The organism is Cryobacterium sp. MDB1-18-1 (assembly GCF_004402735.1).
GTDB lineage: Bacteria > Actinomycetota > Actinomycetes > Actinomycetales > Microbacteriaceae > Cryobacterium > Cryobacterium glucosi.
This window is the reverse complement of sequence record NZ_SOFR01000020.1, coordinates 15,438-31,965: the sequence shown is the minus strand read 5'-3', so window position 1 is coordinate 31,965 and position 16,528 is coordinate 15,438. Positions and strand designations below refer to the sequence as shown.

At 68.4% G+C, this 16,528-nt stretch carries 14 protein-coding genes and 2 tRNA genes; 2 read left to right on the top strand and 14 right to left on the bottom strand.

Annotated features, from left to right (window positions below; all coding sequences use genetic code 11):
- The first annotated feature begins 116 nt into the window (after nt 1-116).
- Nucleotides 117-2,183, top strand: coding sequence for a M3 family metallopeptidase (locus tag E3O50_RS05605; RefSeq protein WP_134559785.1), 2,067 nt, complete (start codon nt 117-119; stop codon nt 2,181-2,183).
- 30 nt (nt 2,184-2,213) lie between these two features.
- On the opposite strand, the gene E3O50_RS05600 is transcribed toward E3O50_RS05605, so the two are convergent.
- From E3O50_RS05600 to E3O50_RS05570, 7 genes are all read right to left on the bottom strand, one after another.
- Nucleotides 2,214-3,236, bottom strand: coding sequence for a 1-aminocyclopropane-1-carboxylate deaminase (locus tag E3O50_RS05600; protein ID WP_134559784.1), 1,023 nt, complete (start codon nt 3,234-3,236; stop codon nt 2,214-2,216).
- Between the two features lie 42 nt (nt 3,237-3,278).
- Entirely contained in the window at nt 3,279-3,956 is a 678-nt protein-coding gene (locus E3O50_RS05595; protein WP_134559783.1) for a GntR family transcriptional regulator, read from the bottom strand.
- 114 nt (nt 3,957-4,070) lie between these two features.
- Nucleotides 4,071-5,354: an ATP-dependent Clp protease ATP-binding subunit ClpX gene (clpX, locus tag E3O50_RS05590; RefSeq protein WP_134447892.1), complete on the bottom strand. Its 1,284-nt coding sequence runs from the start codon at nt 5,352-5,354 to the stop codon at nt 4,071-4,073.
- A 252-nt stretch (nt 5,355-5,606) separates the two neighbouring features.
- Nucleotides 5,607-6,278 carry an ATP-dependent Clp protease proteolytic subunit gene (locus tag E3O50_RS05585; protein ID WP_134447890.1) on the bottom strand — a complete coding sequence of 224 codons (672 nt, stop codon included), beginning with the start codon at nt 6,276-6,278 and terminating at the stop codon, nt 5,607-5,609.
- Nucleotides 6,279-6,294: 16 nt separating this feature from the next.
- Nucleotides 6,295-6,894, bottom strand: coding sequence for an ATP-dependent Clp protease proteolytic subunit (locus tag E3O50_RS05580; protein WP_134447888.1), 600 nt, complete (start codon nt 6,892-6,894; stop codon nt 6,295-6,297).
- A 193-nt stretch (nt 6,895-7,087) separates the two neighbouring features.
- Nucleotides 7,088-8,536 (bottom strand): trigger factor, encoded by a 1,449-nt coding sequence (gene tig, locus E3O50_RS05575; RefSeq protein ID WP_134447886.1) that lies wholly within the window; start codon nt 8,534-8,536, stop codon nt 7,088-7,090.
- Nucleotides 8,537-8,578: 42 nt separating this feature from the next.
- A tRNA-Pro gene (locus E3O50_RS05570) sits at nt 8,579-8,655 on the bottom strand.
- Nucleotides 8,656-8,821: 166 nt separating this feature from the next.
- Between E3O50_RS05570 and E3O50_RS05565 the strand changes: the two genes are divergently transcribed.
- Nucleotides 8,822-8,895, top strand: a tRNA-Gly gene (locus tag E3O50_RS05565).
- Nucleotides 8,896-8,939: 44 nt separating this feature from the next.
- On the opposite strand, the gene E3O50_RS05560 is transcribed toward E3O50_RS05565, so the two are convergent.
- From E3O50_RS05560 to E3O50_RS05530, 7 genes are all read right to left on the bottom strand, one after another.
- Complete coding sequence (locus E3O50_RS05560) at nt 8,940-10,082, bottom strand: hypothetical protein (protein ID WP_134559782.1); 1,143 nt, start codon at nt 10,080-10,082, stop codon at nt 8,940-8,942.
- 54 nt (nt 10,083-10,136) lie between these two features.
- Nucleotides 10,137-10,952, bottom strand: coding sequence for a sulfite exporter TauE/SafE family protein (locus E3O50_RS05555; protein WP_134447882.1), 816 nt, complete (start codon nt 10,950-10,952; stop codon nt 10,137-10,139).
- A 27-nt stretch (nt 10,953-10,979) separates the two neighbouring features.
- The gene (locus E3O50_RS05550; RefSeq protein WP_134447880.1) at nt 10,980-11,957 is read right to left on the bottom strand and encodes an L-lactate dehydrogenase; all 978 of its coding nucleotides are present in this window, start codon (nt 11,955-11,957) and stop codon (nt 10,980-10,982) included.
- A 167-nt stretch (nt 11,958-12,124) separates the two neighbouring features.
- Nucleotides 12,125-12,805 carry a response regulator transcription factor gene (locus E3O50_RS05545; protein WP_241975420.1) on the bottom strand — a complete coding sequence of 227 codons (681 nt, stop codon included), beginning with the start codon at nt 12,803-12,805 and terminating at the stop codon, nt 12,125-12,127.
- Between the two features lie 4 nt (nt 12,806-12,809).
- Nucleotides 12,810-14,237, bottom strand: coding sequence for a sensor domain-containing protein (locus E3O50_RS05540; protein ID WP_134559780.1), 1,428 nt, complete (start codon nt 14,235-14,237; stop codon nt 12,810-12,812).
- A gap of 107 nt (nt 14,238-14,344) precedes the next feature.
- A complete protein-coding gene (locus E3O50_RS05535; protein WP_134559779.1) occupies nt 14,345-15,835 on the bottom strand; it encodes an amidohydrolase family protein in 1,491 nt (496 codons plus the stop codon).
- The gene (locus E3O50_RS05530) at nt 15,832-16,512 is read right to left on the bottom strand and encodes an FMN-binding negative transcriptional regulator (protein WP_134559778.1); all 681 of its coding nucleotides are present in this window, start codon (nt 16,510-16,512) and stop codon (nt 15,832-15,834) included. The genes E3O50_RS05535 and E3O50_RS05530 overlap by 4 nt, the downstream gene beginning before the upstream one ends.
- Nucleotides 16,513-16,528: the final 16 nt, after the last annotated feature.

The window sequence follows — 16,528 nt, the reverse complement described above, 5'->3', positions numbered from 1 at the left end:
CGAATTCAGGAGTCGGGATCGAGGAGGACACCGCGGGCCGGCATCCGCCGCACTGATCCGGGCTCCGGCACCCCACTGGCGGGTCGTACTCCTGAATTCGGAACTAGGTTTAAGGCATGGACCAGCACAACCCCTTCGCCCGGCCGAGCACGCTCCCGTTCCAACTCCCGCCGTATGCCGCCATTCGCGACGAGCACTACCGGCCCGCGTTCCTCGAAGGCATGGCCGAGCAGCTCGCCGAGGTCGAAACGATCTGTTCCGACCCCGCGGAGCCGTCCGTCGCGAACACCCTGCTGGCGCTTGAACGGAGCGGCCAGTTGCTCGACCGGGTCGCCGCGGTGTTCTTCAACCGGAGCTCCTCAGATTCCAGCCCGTTCACGATCGCCCTGGAGGAGGAGCTCGCTCCCCTGCTCGCGGCCCACTCCGACGCGATCCGGCTGCGCCCCGAGCTCTTCGCGCGCATCGCGGCCCTGCACGCGCGCGCAGACGAGCTCGGGCTCAACCCGGAGACCCGGTACCTCCTCGAGCGGTATTTCACCCAGTTCACCCTCGCCGGCGCCGGGCTGTCCGACGCAGACAAGGCACTGCTCCGCGACTTCAACACGCGGCTCTCCGTCGCCACAACCCGGTTCGAGAAGAACCTTCTCGCCGATACCAACGACCTCGCCCTCGTCGTCGACGACGCTTCGGAGCTCGACGGTCTCTCTGCCGGCCAGCTCTCCGCCGCGGCCCAGGCCGCAACCGACCGTGGCATGCCCGGCCGTTTCGTGATCACCCTCGTGCTCTTCACCGGCCACCCCTACCTCGCGCTGCTCACCAACCGGGGCGTGCGCGAACGGTTGCTCGCCGCCTCGCGTGCCAGGGGCATCCGTGGCGGAGAGCACGACAACCGCGCCCTCGTGCTGTCGATCACCCGCCTCCGCGCCGAACGCGCCCGCCTGCTCGGCTTCGCGACCCACGCGGCCGCGGTCACGGCCGACGAGACCGCCAGGACGCCCGCCGCCGTCGGGGACCTGCTGCACCGGCTCGCGGTTCCGGCCGCCCGCAACGCGCGCGCCGAGCAGGCCGAACTGCAGGCCCTCGTCGACGCCGACGTCGCTGCGGGGATCCTCGCGGAGGGCTTCGACATCGCCGCCTGGGACTGGGCGTTCTACTCCGAGCGGATGCGCCGGGCCAGGTACGACGTCGACACGGCCGCCCTGCGCCCCTGGTTCGAGCTCGAGAGCGTGCTGCGCGACGGCGTCTTCTACGCCGCCCAGCGCCTCTACGGGGTGACCTTCACCGAACGTGCCTCGCTCGCCGCGTGGCACCCCGATGCGCGGGTGTTCGAAGTGTGCGAGGAGGACGGCTCCCCCGTCGGCCTGTACATCCTCGACGTGTACACCCGGGATTCCAAGCGCGGCGGGGCGTGGATGAACGCCCTCGTCTCGCAGTCGGATCTGCTCGGCACGCCCGTGATCGTCTGCAACAACCTCAATGTGCCGCAGCCGGCCGCCGGGGAGGCCACGCTGCTGAGCCTCGACGAGGTCACCACGCTCTTCCACGAGTTCGGGCACGCCCTCCACGGGCTTTTCGCACGGGTCACCTACCCGAAATTCGCCGGGACGAACGTGTACCGGGACTTCGTCGAGTTCCCGAGCCAGGTCAACGAGATGTGGCGCTTCGACCCGGAGGTGCTCGCGAACTATGCGCACCACCGGGAGACCGGCGAGCCGCTGCCCCCGGAGGTCGTCGCGGGCATCCACGCGTCTGCGACCTTCAACGAGGGCTTCGCGACGAGCGAATACCTCGCCGCCGCACTGCTCGACCAGGCCTGGCACGGCATCGAAGCGGATGCCGGCACCGAGATCACCGATGTCGCCGCCTTCGAGGCCGCCTGTCTCACCGCCGCCGGCCTCGACAACCCCGCCGTGCCGACCCGGTACGCGAGCACCTATTTCGCGCACACCTTCTCCGGCGGGTACGACGCGGGCTACTACTCGTACATCTGGAGCGAGGTGCAGGACGCGGACACCGGCGCCTGGTTCGCCGAGCACGGCGGCCTGACCAGGGAGAACGGTGAGCGGTTCCGGGAACGCCTGCTCGCTCGCGGGGGCGGCATCGACCCGCTCGAGGCGTACCGGGACTTCAGGGGGCGCGATGCGATCATCCAGCCGCTGCTCGACCGGCGCGGCCTGAACTAGCCGCGCCGACCTCCCTGTCCCGGCAGAGACTCAGTGATACAGCGCGCTGTATGCGTTGATCGCCGGCTGGCCGCCGAGGTGGGCGTAGAGGACGTTGCCGTCCCTGGCAATGTCGCCCGTCGTGACGAGGTCGATCAGTCCGGCCATCGACTTTCCCTCGTAGACGGGGTCGATGATGACGCCCTCGAGGCTCGCCGTGAGCCGGATGGCGGCATTCGTCGACTCCACCGGTATCCCGTAGAAGTTCCCCGCCCAGCCTTCGAGCACGGTGATCTCGTCGTCGGTGATGGGACGCCCCACGCCGATCAGTTCCGCCGTGTTGCGCGCGATGCGGGCGACCTGGTCGCGAGTGGCCTCGATCGTGGCGGATGCGTCGATCCCGAGCACGCGCCGCTTGCGACCCCCGAAGTTCGCCTCGAGGTCGGCGAATCCGGCGATCATGCCCGCGTGGGTCGACCCGGTGACGCTGCAGACCACGATCGTGTCGAAGAACACACCGAGCTCTTTCTCCTGGGCGGCCACTTCGTGGGCCCAGTTCGCGAAGCCGAGTCCGCCCAGTCGGTGGTCGGAGGCACCAGCAGGGATCGGATACGGGATTCCTCCCGCGGCCACGACGTCGGCGATGGCCTGCGTCCACGAGTCCTTGAAGCCGATTCCGAACCCCTCGGATGAGATGCGCACGTCGGCACCGGTGAGCCGGGAGAGCAGGATGTTGCCCACCCGGTCGTTGACGCTGTCCGGCCAGTCCACCCACTGCTCCTGCACCAGAACAGCCTTCAGGCCGAGGTGGGCGGCGACCGCGGCGACCTGCCTGGTGTGGTTGGACTGGATGCCGCCGATGGAGACGAGGGTGTCCGCACCCTGGGCAAGGGCCTCCGGAATCAGGTACTCCAGCTTCCGGGTCTTGTTACCGCCGAAAGCGAGGCCGCTGTTCACGTCCTCACGCTTGGCCCAGACACGGGCGCCACCGAGGTGGGCGCTGAGCCGGTCGAGCGGGTGAATGGGGCTCGGGCCGAAGGTGAGCGGGTGACGGGGAAAATCGCGCAGTGCCATGGGGTCCTTTGGATCGGGGTGGGGGTTCAGGGGTTCAGGGGTTCAGGGGTTCAGGGTCACGTTGGCAGTCGCGGCCAGCATCCGCCCGAGGGTGAGCCAGTTCTCGCGTACGGCCGTGCCGGCTTGGTCGGCTTGCCCGGCAGCGCAGAATCCGATGATGCGCTCGTGGTCGGCAACGGATGCCCGCCCCGCAAGGGAGGAGAACCGGGCGCGTTCCAGGCGCCTCAGGGTGGGCGTGACCTGCTCGAGCAGTGCCGGCAGCAGCTGGTTCGCGCTCGCGCGCACCGCGACGTCGTGGAAATCGTCATCCGCGGCGATGGCGGCATCGACGTCGTTCGTCGCCAGGGCGAGCCGGAACCGGTCGTTGGCCGCCTTCATCGCGGCGATGTCCCCGGCGGTGAGCTGGGCGACCGCCTCGCGCGCGGCGAGTTCGTGGAGCGCTGCGGCGATCGCCTGCGCGTTCAGTGCCGTCCGTTCGTCCAGCGGCGCGACGACGGTCTGCCTGGCACGCTCGGTTCGAACGAGACCTGCGGTTTCGAGCCGGGCGATGGCCTCGCGGATCGGCGTGCGACTGACCCCGAGCCAGGACTCGAGCTCGGCGTCACGAAGCTTCTCGCCGGGGGCGAGCGTTCCGTCGACGATCGCGGTGCGGAGTGCCTCGTAGGCATAGTCGCGCAGGGAGGCTGGTCGATGCAGCGCATCGGGAACGGGAACCGGCATGCAATATATTAGATATTGCCAGTGGCGCCCTGTCAAGTGGCCGCCGACCCGCCTGCACCAAAAACCGCCCCCGACTGTGGTCGGAGGCGGTTCAGGTCGTGATGGGTTTCGGGGCTAGGCGGACTTCTCGACGCGGCGGGCGGCCTTGTGCAGCACGATGGTCGGGGCGGCGTTGTCGAGCACGGCAGCCCTGGTCACGATGACCCTGGCGACCTCGCTGGAGGACGGCACCTCGAACATGATCGGCCCGAGGACCTCTTCCATGATCGCGCGGAGGCCCCGGGCGCCGGTCTTGCGCAGCACGGCGAGGTCGGCGATGGCCTCGAGCGCGGGCTGCTCGAAGTCGAGTTCGACGCCGTCGAGCTCGAACATCCGCTGGTACTGGCGCACGAGGGCGTTCTTCGGAACCGTGAGGATCTGCATGAGGGCGACCTGGTCGAGCTGGGTGACCGTCGTGACGACGGGCAGCCGGCCGATGAATTCGGGGATGAGTCCGAACTTGTGCAGGTCTTCGGGGAGGACCTCGCTGAAGAGGTTCACATCGTCACCCTTGCTGTGTAGCGGGGCGCCGAAGCCGATGCCCTTCTTGCCAGCACGGGTGGAGATGATGTCGTCGAGTCCCGCGAACGCGCCGGCCACGATGAACAGCACATTGGTCGTGTCGATCTGGATGAATTCCTGGTGCGGATGCTTGCGCCCGCCCTGCGGGGGCACAGACGCGACGGTTCCTTCCAGGATCTTCAGCAGAGCCTGCTGCACGCCCTCACCGGACACGTCCCTGGTGATCGAGGGGTTCTCGGCCTTGCGGGCGATCTTGTCGATCTCGTCGATGTAGATGATGCCCGTCTCGGCACGCTTGACGTCGTAGTCGGCGGCCTGGATGAGCTTGAGCAGGATGTTCTCGACGTCTTCGCCGACGTATCCGGCCTCGGTGAGTGCGGTCGCGTCCGCGACGGCGAACGGCACGTTGAGGCGCTTGGCGAGCGTCTGGGCGAGATAGGTCTTGCCGCAGCCGGTCGGGCCGATCAGGAGGATGTTGGACTTGGCGATTTCCACGTCGTCGTGGATCGCGTCGGCGGCGGTGAGCGTGGCCCGGGAGCGCACGCGCTTGTAGTGGTTGTAGACGGCGACGGCCAGTGCGCGCTTGGCGGCTTCCTGGCCGATGACGTATTCCTCAAGGAACCCGAAGATCTCCTTGGGCTTGGGCAGTTCGAACTCGCCCGTGGTCTCTTCGGCGCCGGCCTCGGCCAGGCGTTCTTCGATGATCTCGTTGCACAGCTCGACGCATTCGTCGCAGATGTAGACACCGGGACCGGCGATCAGCTGCTGGACCTGCTTCTGACTCTTCCCACAGAAGGAACACTTCAGCAGGTCGGCGCTTTCGCCTATTCGGGCCATCCGTCAGCCTCCTCCATCGGTCGTGCTGGTAACGCTTGTTTCGCTGAACCGAGCCTAGCCTCTGGGGGTGACACTGGGGTGCAAGCGACGCGGATCGGTGGAAACCCGTAATAATCCCCCGCGGGTGGGATATCGCGCGGCGCCCGACCGGCGAAAACCGGAACGCGGCGGCCTGCCGGTGCTTGCGCATCCGACCGGCCGCCGCGCGGGCGACAGGAGAACGGGGACCTGCCCCGTCGCGAAAGGGAACTGCTACTTGACGAGGACCGGAACGTTCTTGCGGCTCGTCAGGATCTGGTCGATCAGGCCGTATTCGAGGGCCTCGGGGGCGCCGAGGATCTTGTCGCGGTCGATGTCCTTGTGGACCTGCGCCGAGGTGCGGTTGGAGTGGTGCGCGATCGTCTCTTCGAGCCAGTCGCGCATCCGCTGGATCTCCGCTGCCTGGATCTCGATGTCGGAAGCCTGGCCGCCGCCCTGTCCACCGGCCGAGGGCTGGTGGATGAGGATGCGTGCGTTCGGCAGCGCGAGGCGCTTGCCGGGCGTTCCGCCGGCGAGCAGCACGGCGGCGGCGGACGCCGCCTGGCCGAGGCAGACCGTCTGGATGTGCGGACGGATGTACTGCATCGTGTCGTAGATCGCCGTCATCGCGGTGAAGGAGCCACCCGGTGAGTTGATGTACATCACGATGTCGCGGTCAGGGTCCTGGCTCTCGAGCACGAGGAGCTGGGCCATGACGTCGTCAGCGGACGCGTCGTCGACCTGGACGCCGAGGAAGATGATGCGGTCCTCGAAGAGCTTCGCGTAGGGGTCCTGGCGCTTGTAGCCGTAGGCCGTGCGTTCTTCGAAGGTGGGGAGGATGTACCGAGACTCGGGAGCCTGCGGTGCGCGGCCACCGGCCTGGTGACCAAAATTCGTGAATTCCATGTCGTGTACGCCCGTCCTAGATCTTGTTCACTGAGTCGTCGGTGCCGCCGCCGCCGATTACTTCCGACGCGGAGCCGCGCAGGTGGTCGACGAAGCCGTAGGTCACGGCTTCCTGGGCGGTGAACCAGTTGTCGCGGTCGTTGTCGATCAGGATCTGCTCGACCGACTTGCCGGTCTGCTCCGCCGTGAGTTCCGCCATCCGCTTCTTCATGTCGAGGATGACCTTCGCCTGCGTCTGGATGTCTGCCGCCGTGCCGCCGAAGCCGCCGGACGGCTGGTGCAGCAGGACCCGCGCGTTCGGCGTGATGTACCGCTTGCCCTTGGTGCCGGAGGACAGCAGGAACTGGCCCATGGAGGCCGCCAGCCCGATGCCGACGGTGACGATGTCGTTCGGTACGAACTTCATCGTGTCGTAGATGGCCATGCCGGCCGTGATCGAGCCGCCGGGCGAGTTGATGTACAGGAAGATGTCCCGCTCAGAGTCCTCCGCGGCGAGCAGCAGGATCTTGGCACAGATCTCGTTGGCGTTCTCGTCCCGGACCTCCGAACCGAGCCAGATGATGCGGTCTTTCAGCAGTCGGTCAAAAACGCCGGGTGTTGGGGTCATATCGGCCATGTCGCGCTCCGTTTCACTTGTCGCTTGAGATTGAATCTATAGGAGCCTGAGAGCCAGAACGGCCGTGTTCGCCCTCGGCAGATTGCGCGGCTCCCCCGCGCCCGGGAACACGGAAGGGCCGGACGTCCTGAGACGCCCGGCCCTCGTTCGCTGGAGTACAGCGGGTGCTGGCAGCGGATGCTGCCCGCGGGTGTTACTTCTTGGCTGCGGCCTTCTTCTTCGGCTTCGCGGGGACCTCGGCGGCCTCGTCGTCAGCGTCTTCCGACGCGGCGGCTGCTGCGGCGTCCGCGGCGGGGTCGACCGTGACGGCGTCGATGTCGACGTCGACGGAGGTGGTCCCGTCCGCGGCGGCCTCGGGCTCGTCGCCCGCGATCGCGGTGAACTCGGCGAGATCGACGACGGCGCCGTTGCCATCAACGACCTCCGCCTTGCCGAGGGCGATCGCGAGGGCCTTGTTGCGGGCGACCTCTGCGACCATCGACGGGATCTGGCCGTTTCCGCTGAGCGCCTGGACGAACTCGCTCGGGTCCATGCCGTACTGGGCTGCGCCCTGGATCAGGTACTGGGTGAGCTCGTCCTGGCTGACCTGGACCTTCTCGGCCTCGGCGATCGTGTCGAGCAGGATCTGCTGGCGGAAGGTCTTCTCGCTCGACTCGGTGACCTCGGCGCGGTGCACGTCGTCTTCGAGGCGGTTCTCGCCCTCGAGGTGACGGCGCACCTCGTCCTCGATGATCGCGGTCGGGATCGGGACCTCGACGGAGGCGAGGAGCTGCTCGATGAGCAGTTCGCGAGCCTGGGTGCCCTGGCCGAAGATCTTGGAGCGCAGCGCCTGCGCCTTGAGGTCTTCGGTGAGCTCTGCGACGGTGTCGAATTCGCTGGCGATCTGCGCGAAGTCGTCGTCGACGGGGGGAAGCTCGCGCTCCTTGACGGCGAGGACCGTCACGGTGATCTCTGCGGTTTCGCCTTCGTGGTCGCCGCCCATGAGGGTGGAGTTGAAGGTCGTGGTCTCGGTCGCGCTGAGCGAGTCGAGTGCCTCGTCGATGCCGTCGATCAAGTCGCCGGTGCCGACCTCGTAGGAGATGCCGGTCGCGTTGTCGACCTCGACGTCGCCGATGGAGGCGACGAGGTCGATCTGCACGAAGTCGCCGGTCTTGGCGGGGCGGTCGACCGTGATGAGCGTGCCGAAGCGGCTGCGCAGCTTGTCGAGCTCCTCGGTGACGTCCTCGTCGGTGACCTCGGCCGTGTCGACGACGAGCTTGAGGCCGGAGTATGCGGGAAGGTCGATCTCGGGGCGGACGTCAACCTCGATGGAGAGCTTGAGGTCGCCGGAGAAGTCCTTGTCGGACGGCCACTCGACGATGTCGGCCTCGGGGCGGCCGAGCGGGCGGAGCTTGTGCTCGTCGACGGCGGCACGGTAGAAACCGTCGAGGCCTTCGTTGACGGCGTGCTCGAGGACGGCCGACTTACCGACGCGCTGGTCGATGATGGGCGGCGGAACCTTGCCCTTGCGGAAGCCGGGGATGTTGATGTCTTCGGCAATGTGACCATATGCGTGGGTGATGCTGGGCTTCAGCTCCTCCGGGGTCACCGAAATGGTGACCTTGGCGCGCGTGGGGCTCAGCTTTTCGACCGTGGACTTCACGTGGGTTATCTCCTGTGTTCGATCTGGTTCAGAGGGGGGTGATGGTCGGGGCGACAGGATTCGAACCTGCGACCTCTCGGCCCCAAACCGAGCGCTCTACCAAGCTGAGCTACGCCCCGGATATTGTCTCAACCCGTTGGAGTCAGCCTGACGCCACGCAGGTGCACGCGACAGCGGATTGACCTCGGTAAGTCTACTGCACCGACCGGATGCCCATGGCCGGTTCGCGTACGCGAGGTCGCCGTTGCTGTACTAAGGTATTTGAGTGCGCAGTTCGGCACTCATGGGGATGTAGCTCAATGGTAGAGCCTCAGTTTTCCAAACTGATGGCGCGGGTTCGATTCCCGTCATCCCCTCCATATCCGGTCATTCCCTTTCCGTAGCCGGCAATTGCCCCGGCGCCCTATCGGTTGGCGAGGTAGTTGGCCAGGGCGGCGGTCGCAAGCGTCTTCGCTCCGTCCAGGTTGCCGGTCGGCTGAGCGTCGTGCTGCACGAGCACCCAGACACCGCCGGAGAGCACGTCGACCTCACAGGTGTCCCCTCCGCAGCCGGCGAATGCCTCGTCCCCGAGCCCGCTCACCGCTTCGAACCGGATGCTGGAATTGGCCTGGTTCGGCGGTGTCGCCCGCCAGGCGGCCGAGGCCGCCGGCAGGATGTTCAGGAGTGCACCGCCTGAGGATGCCCCGGAATCCGAGCTCGACCAGCCGCACCGGACAAGACCGGCCGCCCTCTGCGCGGCGGGCCGGATGCCGATGTCCCCGCTCCCGGCTGCTCCGTAGTCCGTCGGGTTCGCATGGACGATGGCGACGGCATCCGCGAGGTCGGCAGTGGTCAGGAGCGCGTCACAACCGACGAGCACGGGCGCCGTTGTGACCGGTGCGGACCCGGCGGATCGGACGGCAGCGACGACCGTGCCGGCGAACGCGACGAAGCTCTCCTCGGTGGGTTGCGGGCTCACGGTCGCGTTGACCCAGGTGGTTCCGACCAGGATTTCGGCCCGGCACGAGTCGTGCTCCGGCGGGTGGCAGGCCACGTACGCCGTGTCTCCGAGGTCGACGGGGTGCAGTCCCCGCAGACCGTCGTCGGAATCGGGTTCACTCGCGGTGAACCCTTCGACGGCGTTGGGCAGGACACGGACGCTCACGCGCGGGAGCATCCGGCTGCCGTCCTCCGTCAGCGCTCCGGTGCCGTTGTCCGGGGCTGACCAGCTGCAGTCGACCAGGCCGCCGAGGGCATCGGCCGCGTCCTGCACGATGATCTGGGTGGCGCCGCTGCTCGGCTGCTGCTCGGCGGTGGCCCGGGTGGCCTGATCGAAGAGGCTGTTCGTCGGGAGTCCGAGCGCGGCTGCGGCCCGGTCGACCGGCAGGACCAGGCCACAGTCGAGCGCGACGGGCAGGGACGTCGTCGTCGCGGATGCCGTGGGTTCTGGCGAGGCACCCGGAGAGGAACCGCCGGAACCCTGCGTGCACCCGGCGAGCGTCACTACCGCGGTCAGGGCGCAGATCAAAGTTACGGAGCGGACCAGTGCTGAAGCTGCGAGCGTCATGTGAATTCCCCCGCGATCAACCTACTCCGGACTGCTCCCCCGAGGACAGAACGGTCAGGAGTGGAGCATCAGGTTGACGAGCGCGACGACGCCGACGGTCACGATGATCACGCGCAGGAGAGTGGGCGGCAGGCGCCGCCCGACCCGCGCGCCGAGGAGGCCGCCGAGGCCCGCGCCGACGGTGATGAGACCGACCACGGCCCAGTCGATGGAGTCGCGCGCGAACAGGATGAAGATGATCGAGGCCATCAGGTTCACGCCGGTGACGAGGAGATTCTTCACGGCGTTGAGTGACCCGAGCGAGACCGTGGTGAGGATGCCGAGGGCGCCCACCACCAGGATCCCCTGGGCCGCGCCGAAATAACCGCCGTAGACGCCGAGGATGAAGATGCTCACCATGATGCCGACGCGCCGGCCACGACCGCCGGGGATGCCGGCCGCCTCGGCAGTCGGCGCCGCCACCGCATCCGCTTCGCTGGCCGGCGCGGTTCGTGCGGCGATCCGGCGCTGAATCCACGGCCCGACGGCGACGAGGAGGATCCCGACGAGGATGAGGACAGGAACGATGGCCTTGAAGGCGCTGCTGGGGAGCACGAGCAGCAGGGTGGCACCGGCGAGGCCGCCGGCCAGGGCGACAGGGAGAAGGGCGAAGGCGAAACCGCGATGAGCGGCGATCTCGCGCCGGTAGCCGATCGTCCCCGCGACGCCGCCGGCCACGAGTCCGAGGTTGTTGGAGACGTTGGCGACGAGCGGCGGGTATCCCAGAAGCACGAGGATCGGAAAGGTGATGAGGGTCCCCGAACCGACGACGACGTTGATCATGCCCGCGGCGAAACCGGCCGCGGCGATTGCAAATGCCTCTGGCCACATGCCTCCCACCGTAGTGGGGGCCGCGCCCTACTTCAGGCCGAGGGTGTCGAGCGTCGCCCGCAGGGTGTCGGCAGAGTGCTGGAACAGGGCCTGTTCCGACTCGGAGAAGGGCACCTCGATCACCCGGGACACCCCCTCGGCGTTGACGACCGTCGGGACGGACAGGGCGACGTTGCTCACGCCGCGGTAGTCGGTCAGCACAGAACTGATCGGGAGCACGGCGCCCTCGTCGCGCAGCACGGCCTCGACGATCCGGGCACCGGAGAGCCCGATCGCGTAGTTCGTGGCACCCTTGCCCGCGATCACCCGGTACGCGGCGGTCTTGACGTCCTCGGTGATGGCCGCGAACTCGGCCTCGGAGAACTTCTCGCGTCCGTTGGTCACCGGGGAGATGTCATCGGCGACCCATTGGTCGAGCGAGATCGGACCGACCCTGGCCTGGGACCAGAGCGGGAACTCGGAGTCGCCGTGCTCGCCGACGATCGTGGCGTGCACGTTCGCGATCGCAACGCCGACCCGGTGCGCGAGCAACCAGCGCAGGCGGGAGGAGTCGAGAACGGTGCCGGAGCCGAACACCCGGCTGGAGGGAAGTCCGCTGAAGTGCAGCGCGGCGTAGGTGAGGATGTCGCAGGGGTTGGTCACGATCATGTAGACCGCGTCGGGGGCGCGCTTGATCAGCTTGGGCATCAGTTCGCGGAGGATTCCGACGTTGACGCCGGACATTTCGAGGCGGGACTGGCCGGGGTGCTGCCGGGCACCCGCGGTGATCACGACCATGTTGGCGTCCGAGATCATGTCGAGGTCGGCACCGCCGGACACGCAGGACGCGCCGGTGAACTGGGTGCCGTGCGCGAGGTCGAGCACCTCGGCCTCGACCTTGGGCTCGTTGATGTCGTAGAGCACCACCTCGCGGGCCGACTGCCGGATCAGGGAGGCATACGCGAGGGAGGTGCCGACGGCGCCCGCTCCGATGATGGCCAGCTTGGAATTCTCGATTGCGCTCATGGTTCCAGTCTGCCCGCACCAGGACGCGTTCGCACCTGTTTCATCAGATTAAACCGAATTATCTACGTTCAATTCGCCTCGTGGCAGCGGAATACTCAGCGCCGGCGGAATACTCAGTGCCAGCAGAATACTCAGTGCCAGCAGAATACTCAGTGCCAGCAGAATACTCAGTGGCGGAGGAAGGCGAGGACGGCGAGCACCCTGCGGTGGTCCGTTCCCGAATCGTCGAGGCCGAGCTTCTGGAAGATGGCGGTGACGTTCTTCTCGACGGCGCCGACCCCGATCACGAGCCGGGAGGCGATACTGACGTTGGTGCGCCCCTCGGCCATCAGCCCGAGCACGTCCCGCTCCCGGGGAGTGAGTCTCTCGAGCGGGTCGGTGCGGCGGCCCAGAAGCTCACGGACCACCTGCGGGTCGAGCACCGTTCCACCGGCGTGGATCCGCAGGATGGCATCCTGCAGTTCGTCGAGGGAGGCGACCCGGTCCTTGAGCAGGTAGCCGAGTCCTCCGTCGCCGGCCGCGAGGAGTTCGTGAGCGTATGTGGCCTCGACATACTGGCTGAGGAGCAGGATCCCGACTCCGGGGAGCCGGCGCCGCAGCTCGAGGGCGGCACGCACCCCTTCGTCCCGGAATGTCGGCGGCATCCGCACGTCGAGCACGGCGATGTCCGGCCGGAGGCGATCGACGTCGGCGAGCAGGCCGTCCGCGTCGCCATAGGCGGCCACGCAGTCGAACCCGGCCTCGTCGAAGAGCCGCACGAGCCCCTCACGAAGCAGGAGCGAGTCCTCGGCGAGAACGAGCCGGAGCGGAGCCGCGGATGCTGCGCTGGTCTGCTCTGGCGAGGTCACCCGTTCAGGATACGACGATCGAACCTGGCAGGGTTTCGGCCAGCGGGATGTGCGCACCGACATTCGTGGGACCTCCGGCCGGACTGTCGATCGACAGCAGGCCGCGCAGCCCCCGCAGGCGCTCGTCGAGGCCGCACAACCCGTGCGATTCGGTGAGGACGGCCCCACCGATGCCGTTGTCGATCACCCAGAGGTCGAGCCAGGTTGAGTCGTCGTCCGGCACCCGGCGCAGGGCGAGGTGCAGGCGGATGCCGCTCGCGCGGGAGTGCTTGGCGGCGTTCGTGAGGAGCTCGGCCGCGATGAAATATACGCTCCGTTCGATCTCGGAGGGCAGCCGCAGCCCCGGCTCGAGCTGGAATTCGAGAGCGACGGGAATGGTGCTCCTGGCTGCGAGGGACTCGAGCGCGACGGTGAGGCCGCGGTCCTGCAGGATCGGCGGGACGAGCCCACGGGACAGCGCCCTGAGCTCCTCGAGGGTGTCGTGGGCCTGCTCCCGCGCCTCGGCGAGCAGCGCCCTGGCGGCGGCAGGGTCCGTGTCGAGTTTGCGTTCGGCGCTCGCGAGGTCCATCTGCAGGCGCACGAGGCGCTGCTGGGGTCCGTCGTGGATATCGCGTTCGAGGCGGCGGAGGCCGCGGTCCTCTGCGACGACGGCCGCGCCGCGGGAGGCGCTCAGGTCGGCGACCTCGCGGGTGAGCGCCTCGGAGCGCCAGGCCCCGAGCATGCCCTGGCCGATGAACCGGTGCACGAGCACGAGGCCCCGGGTGACGTAGGGCAGCGTGGCGAGGAACGCGAGGCCGAGCGCTAGTTCGAGCAGGCTCTCGACGAGGTACGGGTTGCCGACGCCCTGGGTACCCGGCAGAATCAGCTCGCCGAGGCCCAACAGCCCGGTTGCCCCCTCCTGGCCCTGCGGGATCGACCAGCCCCACAGCCAGAAGGTGACCCCGCCGAGGGCGATCGAGAGCCAGACGACGGTGACGGTCCAGCTCACGAGCGAGATCACGAAGTTCACGACCATGCCGTGCAGGAGGTAGAGCCAGTAGTGGCCGCCGACAAGCGGGCCCAGCAGGGTTCGAAGCGGGGTGACCGGCTGGCCGTCACGTTCCCACCGGGGAGGCCGGATGGCCGGTTGGCCGGCCCAGCGCAGGCGGGTCAGCTCCACGAGGCCGAAACCACGCGCGGCATAGAGCGCGGCGACGATCACGAACAGCCCCACGAAGATCGCGACCATACCGACGCCCGTGAAGAATACGGTGCTCAGCACGCTCAGGGCGATGACCGCGACGGGAAGGGCGAGCAGGAGGAAGCCGAGTTCCCGTGGTACCGACCGCCAGAGGCCTCGATAGCCGGGATTTTCGCTCAGAGGGGTCTGCACGGTCTCCAGACTGCCAGATTCCCCGGAGTGCGGGACGGTTGCGGGTGTCCTCGTGGTCATGGTGTCCTCCTTGGTGGATGACTCCAGCCTCGCCGTGAACGCCCGGCGCGCCCATCGGGCCTGCGTCCCAATCGCTGCGGGGGAAAACCCCCGCGGCCCGCATCGGGTCAGAGCGCGCGGTGGGTGAACCGGCCGCCGAGCAGGGTCGCTGCGACGTTCATCCGCCGCAGGTCGTCGAGGGACGCGACGAACGGGTCGGTCTCGCAGACGGCGAGGTCGGCCGGGTCGCCGACCGCGACCCGGTGCCTGCCGCGGGCGGATGCGGCGAGCGCGGCCTGGCGGGACACGCCTTGCTCGGGGTGCCAGGCTTCACGGCCGTCCCTGGTGCGCCCGACCGCGGCGGCGATGCCGACCCAGGGGTCGAGCGGCGCGACGGGCGCGTCGGAGCCGAGCGCGAGTCGTGCCCCGGCGCGGAGCAGGCTCGCGAGCATGAAGGCGCGGTCGGTACGGCCGGCCCAGTAGCGGTCCGCGACGTCGCGGTCGTCGACGGCGTGCTCTGGCTGCACGCTCGCGACGACGCCGAGGGCGGCGAACCGGTCGACATCGGCGTGACTGAGCAGCTGGGCGTGTTCGATGCTTCCCGCACAGCCGAGGGTCTCGAAGGCGTCGAGGGCGATCCGGTTGGCCCGGTCGCCGATCGCGTGAACGGCGGGGTGGATGCCGGACTCGCTCGCGAGGCGCATCCAGCGGAGCAGGTCGTCTGGCGTCACGCTCAGCACGCCGTTGGCGTCGGCGCCCGTGAGCCCCGGGTAGTCGTCGAAGCAGTATGCGGTGCGGGTGTTGAGCGAACCGTCCGTGATGACCTTGTACGGGCCGACGCTGAGCAGACCTCCGGTGCCGTCGATGACGGCACCGGAGCGGAGGCCCTCTGCGACGGCGCGCTCGAGGTGTTCGGTGTAGATGCCGAACTCGACCCGGAGCGAATCGGTGCCTGCGGCGATGCGGCGGCGCCAGACGTCGAGGTTCCAGACCATTTCGAGGTCGACGATGCCGACGACGCCGCGGGCGGCGGCGACCCGCGCCGCTTCGTCGGCCCAGGTGTCGCTGATCGCGTCCGGGACGGCGTCGAGTGCCCGTTCCACCGCGAAGGCATCTTCCTCGCGGAGCAGGCCGGTGGGGTGGTCGCCGAGTCCGCGGGCGGCGAGGGCGGCGGAGTTGAGCCAGACGCTGTGCAGGTCACCGCTGACGAGGACGACGGGGACCGTTCCTGAGACGGCGTCGAGGACGGCGCGGCCGGGGGCATCCGGCCAGAGCCCGTCGCGGAAGCCGAAGCCGATCAGGGTCTCCCCTGTCGTGAGCAGCGGGATGCGCCCCGCGACGATCCGGGCGGCCTCCGCGGCGCTGCCTGCTGTCGACACGTCGAGTCGGCGGGCGATCTGCGCCCACTGGGTGAAGTGCACGTGGTTGTCCCACAGTCCGGGGATCAGCCAGCGCTCGCCGAGGTCGATCGACTCGACGGCAGGACCGTCGCCACCCATGCCGCCCTCGCCACCGAGGAAGCCGAGCCTCGTGACCGTGCCGTCGACGATCTCGACATCGGTGAGTTCGTCGCTCCCGGGCAGTCGGGCGTTCCGGAGGACGAGCGGATCGGGGCTCATGAGCCGTCTCCGGCCCGGGCGGCGCGGGAGAGCCGCCCGTGCGCGCGCCGCATCTCGGCGGCGAGGTTCACGCTCGCGTACGGACCGGTCCCCTCGAGTTCGGAGATGATGCGGTCGACGGTCTCGGGAGGCTTGTTCTGGCTGAGCTTGCTCTTGGCGACCACCCGGGTGACCCGGAGGCGGAAGCCGACGGTACCGGCCGAGATCCGGTCGGCGTACGCCGAGTTCGCGGCCGTCCCGTGCAGGCGGCGCGGTTCGGGCAGGCGCTCCTCGAAGTGATCGACGAGCCGGTCGAGCACGAGCAGGTTCTCCTCGGCGCTGAGGATCTCCGGCGTGCCGTAGAGGTGCGCGGTGATGAAGTTCCAGGTCGGCACGGCCGGGTTGGCGTCGTACCACCCCGGGGACACGTACCCGTGCGGGCCCTGGATGATCACGATCATCTCGTCCTGCCCGAGCTCGTGCAGTTGCTCGTCGGGACGACCCACGTGGGTGACCAGAACGAGCTCGCCGGAATCGGTATCCGTTCCTGAAACGGACTCGTCGAGAAGCATCGGGTAGTGCGAGGCGACGAGATCGCCCGTGCTCGTGTGGCTGACCAGGGTCGCCCACGGGTTCTCCCGGATCAGCCGCCGGATTTCGGCGGGATCAGTGAGCACGAAGCTGGGGGTGTTGCGCATGTTGCGTCCTGTCTGT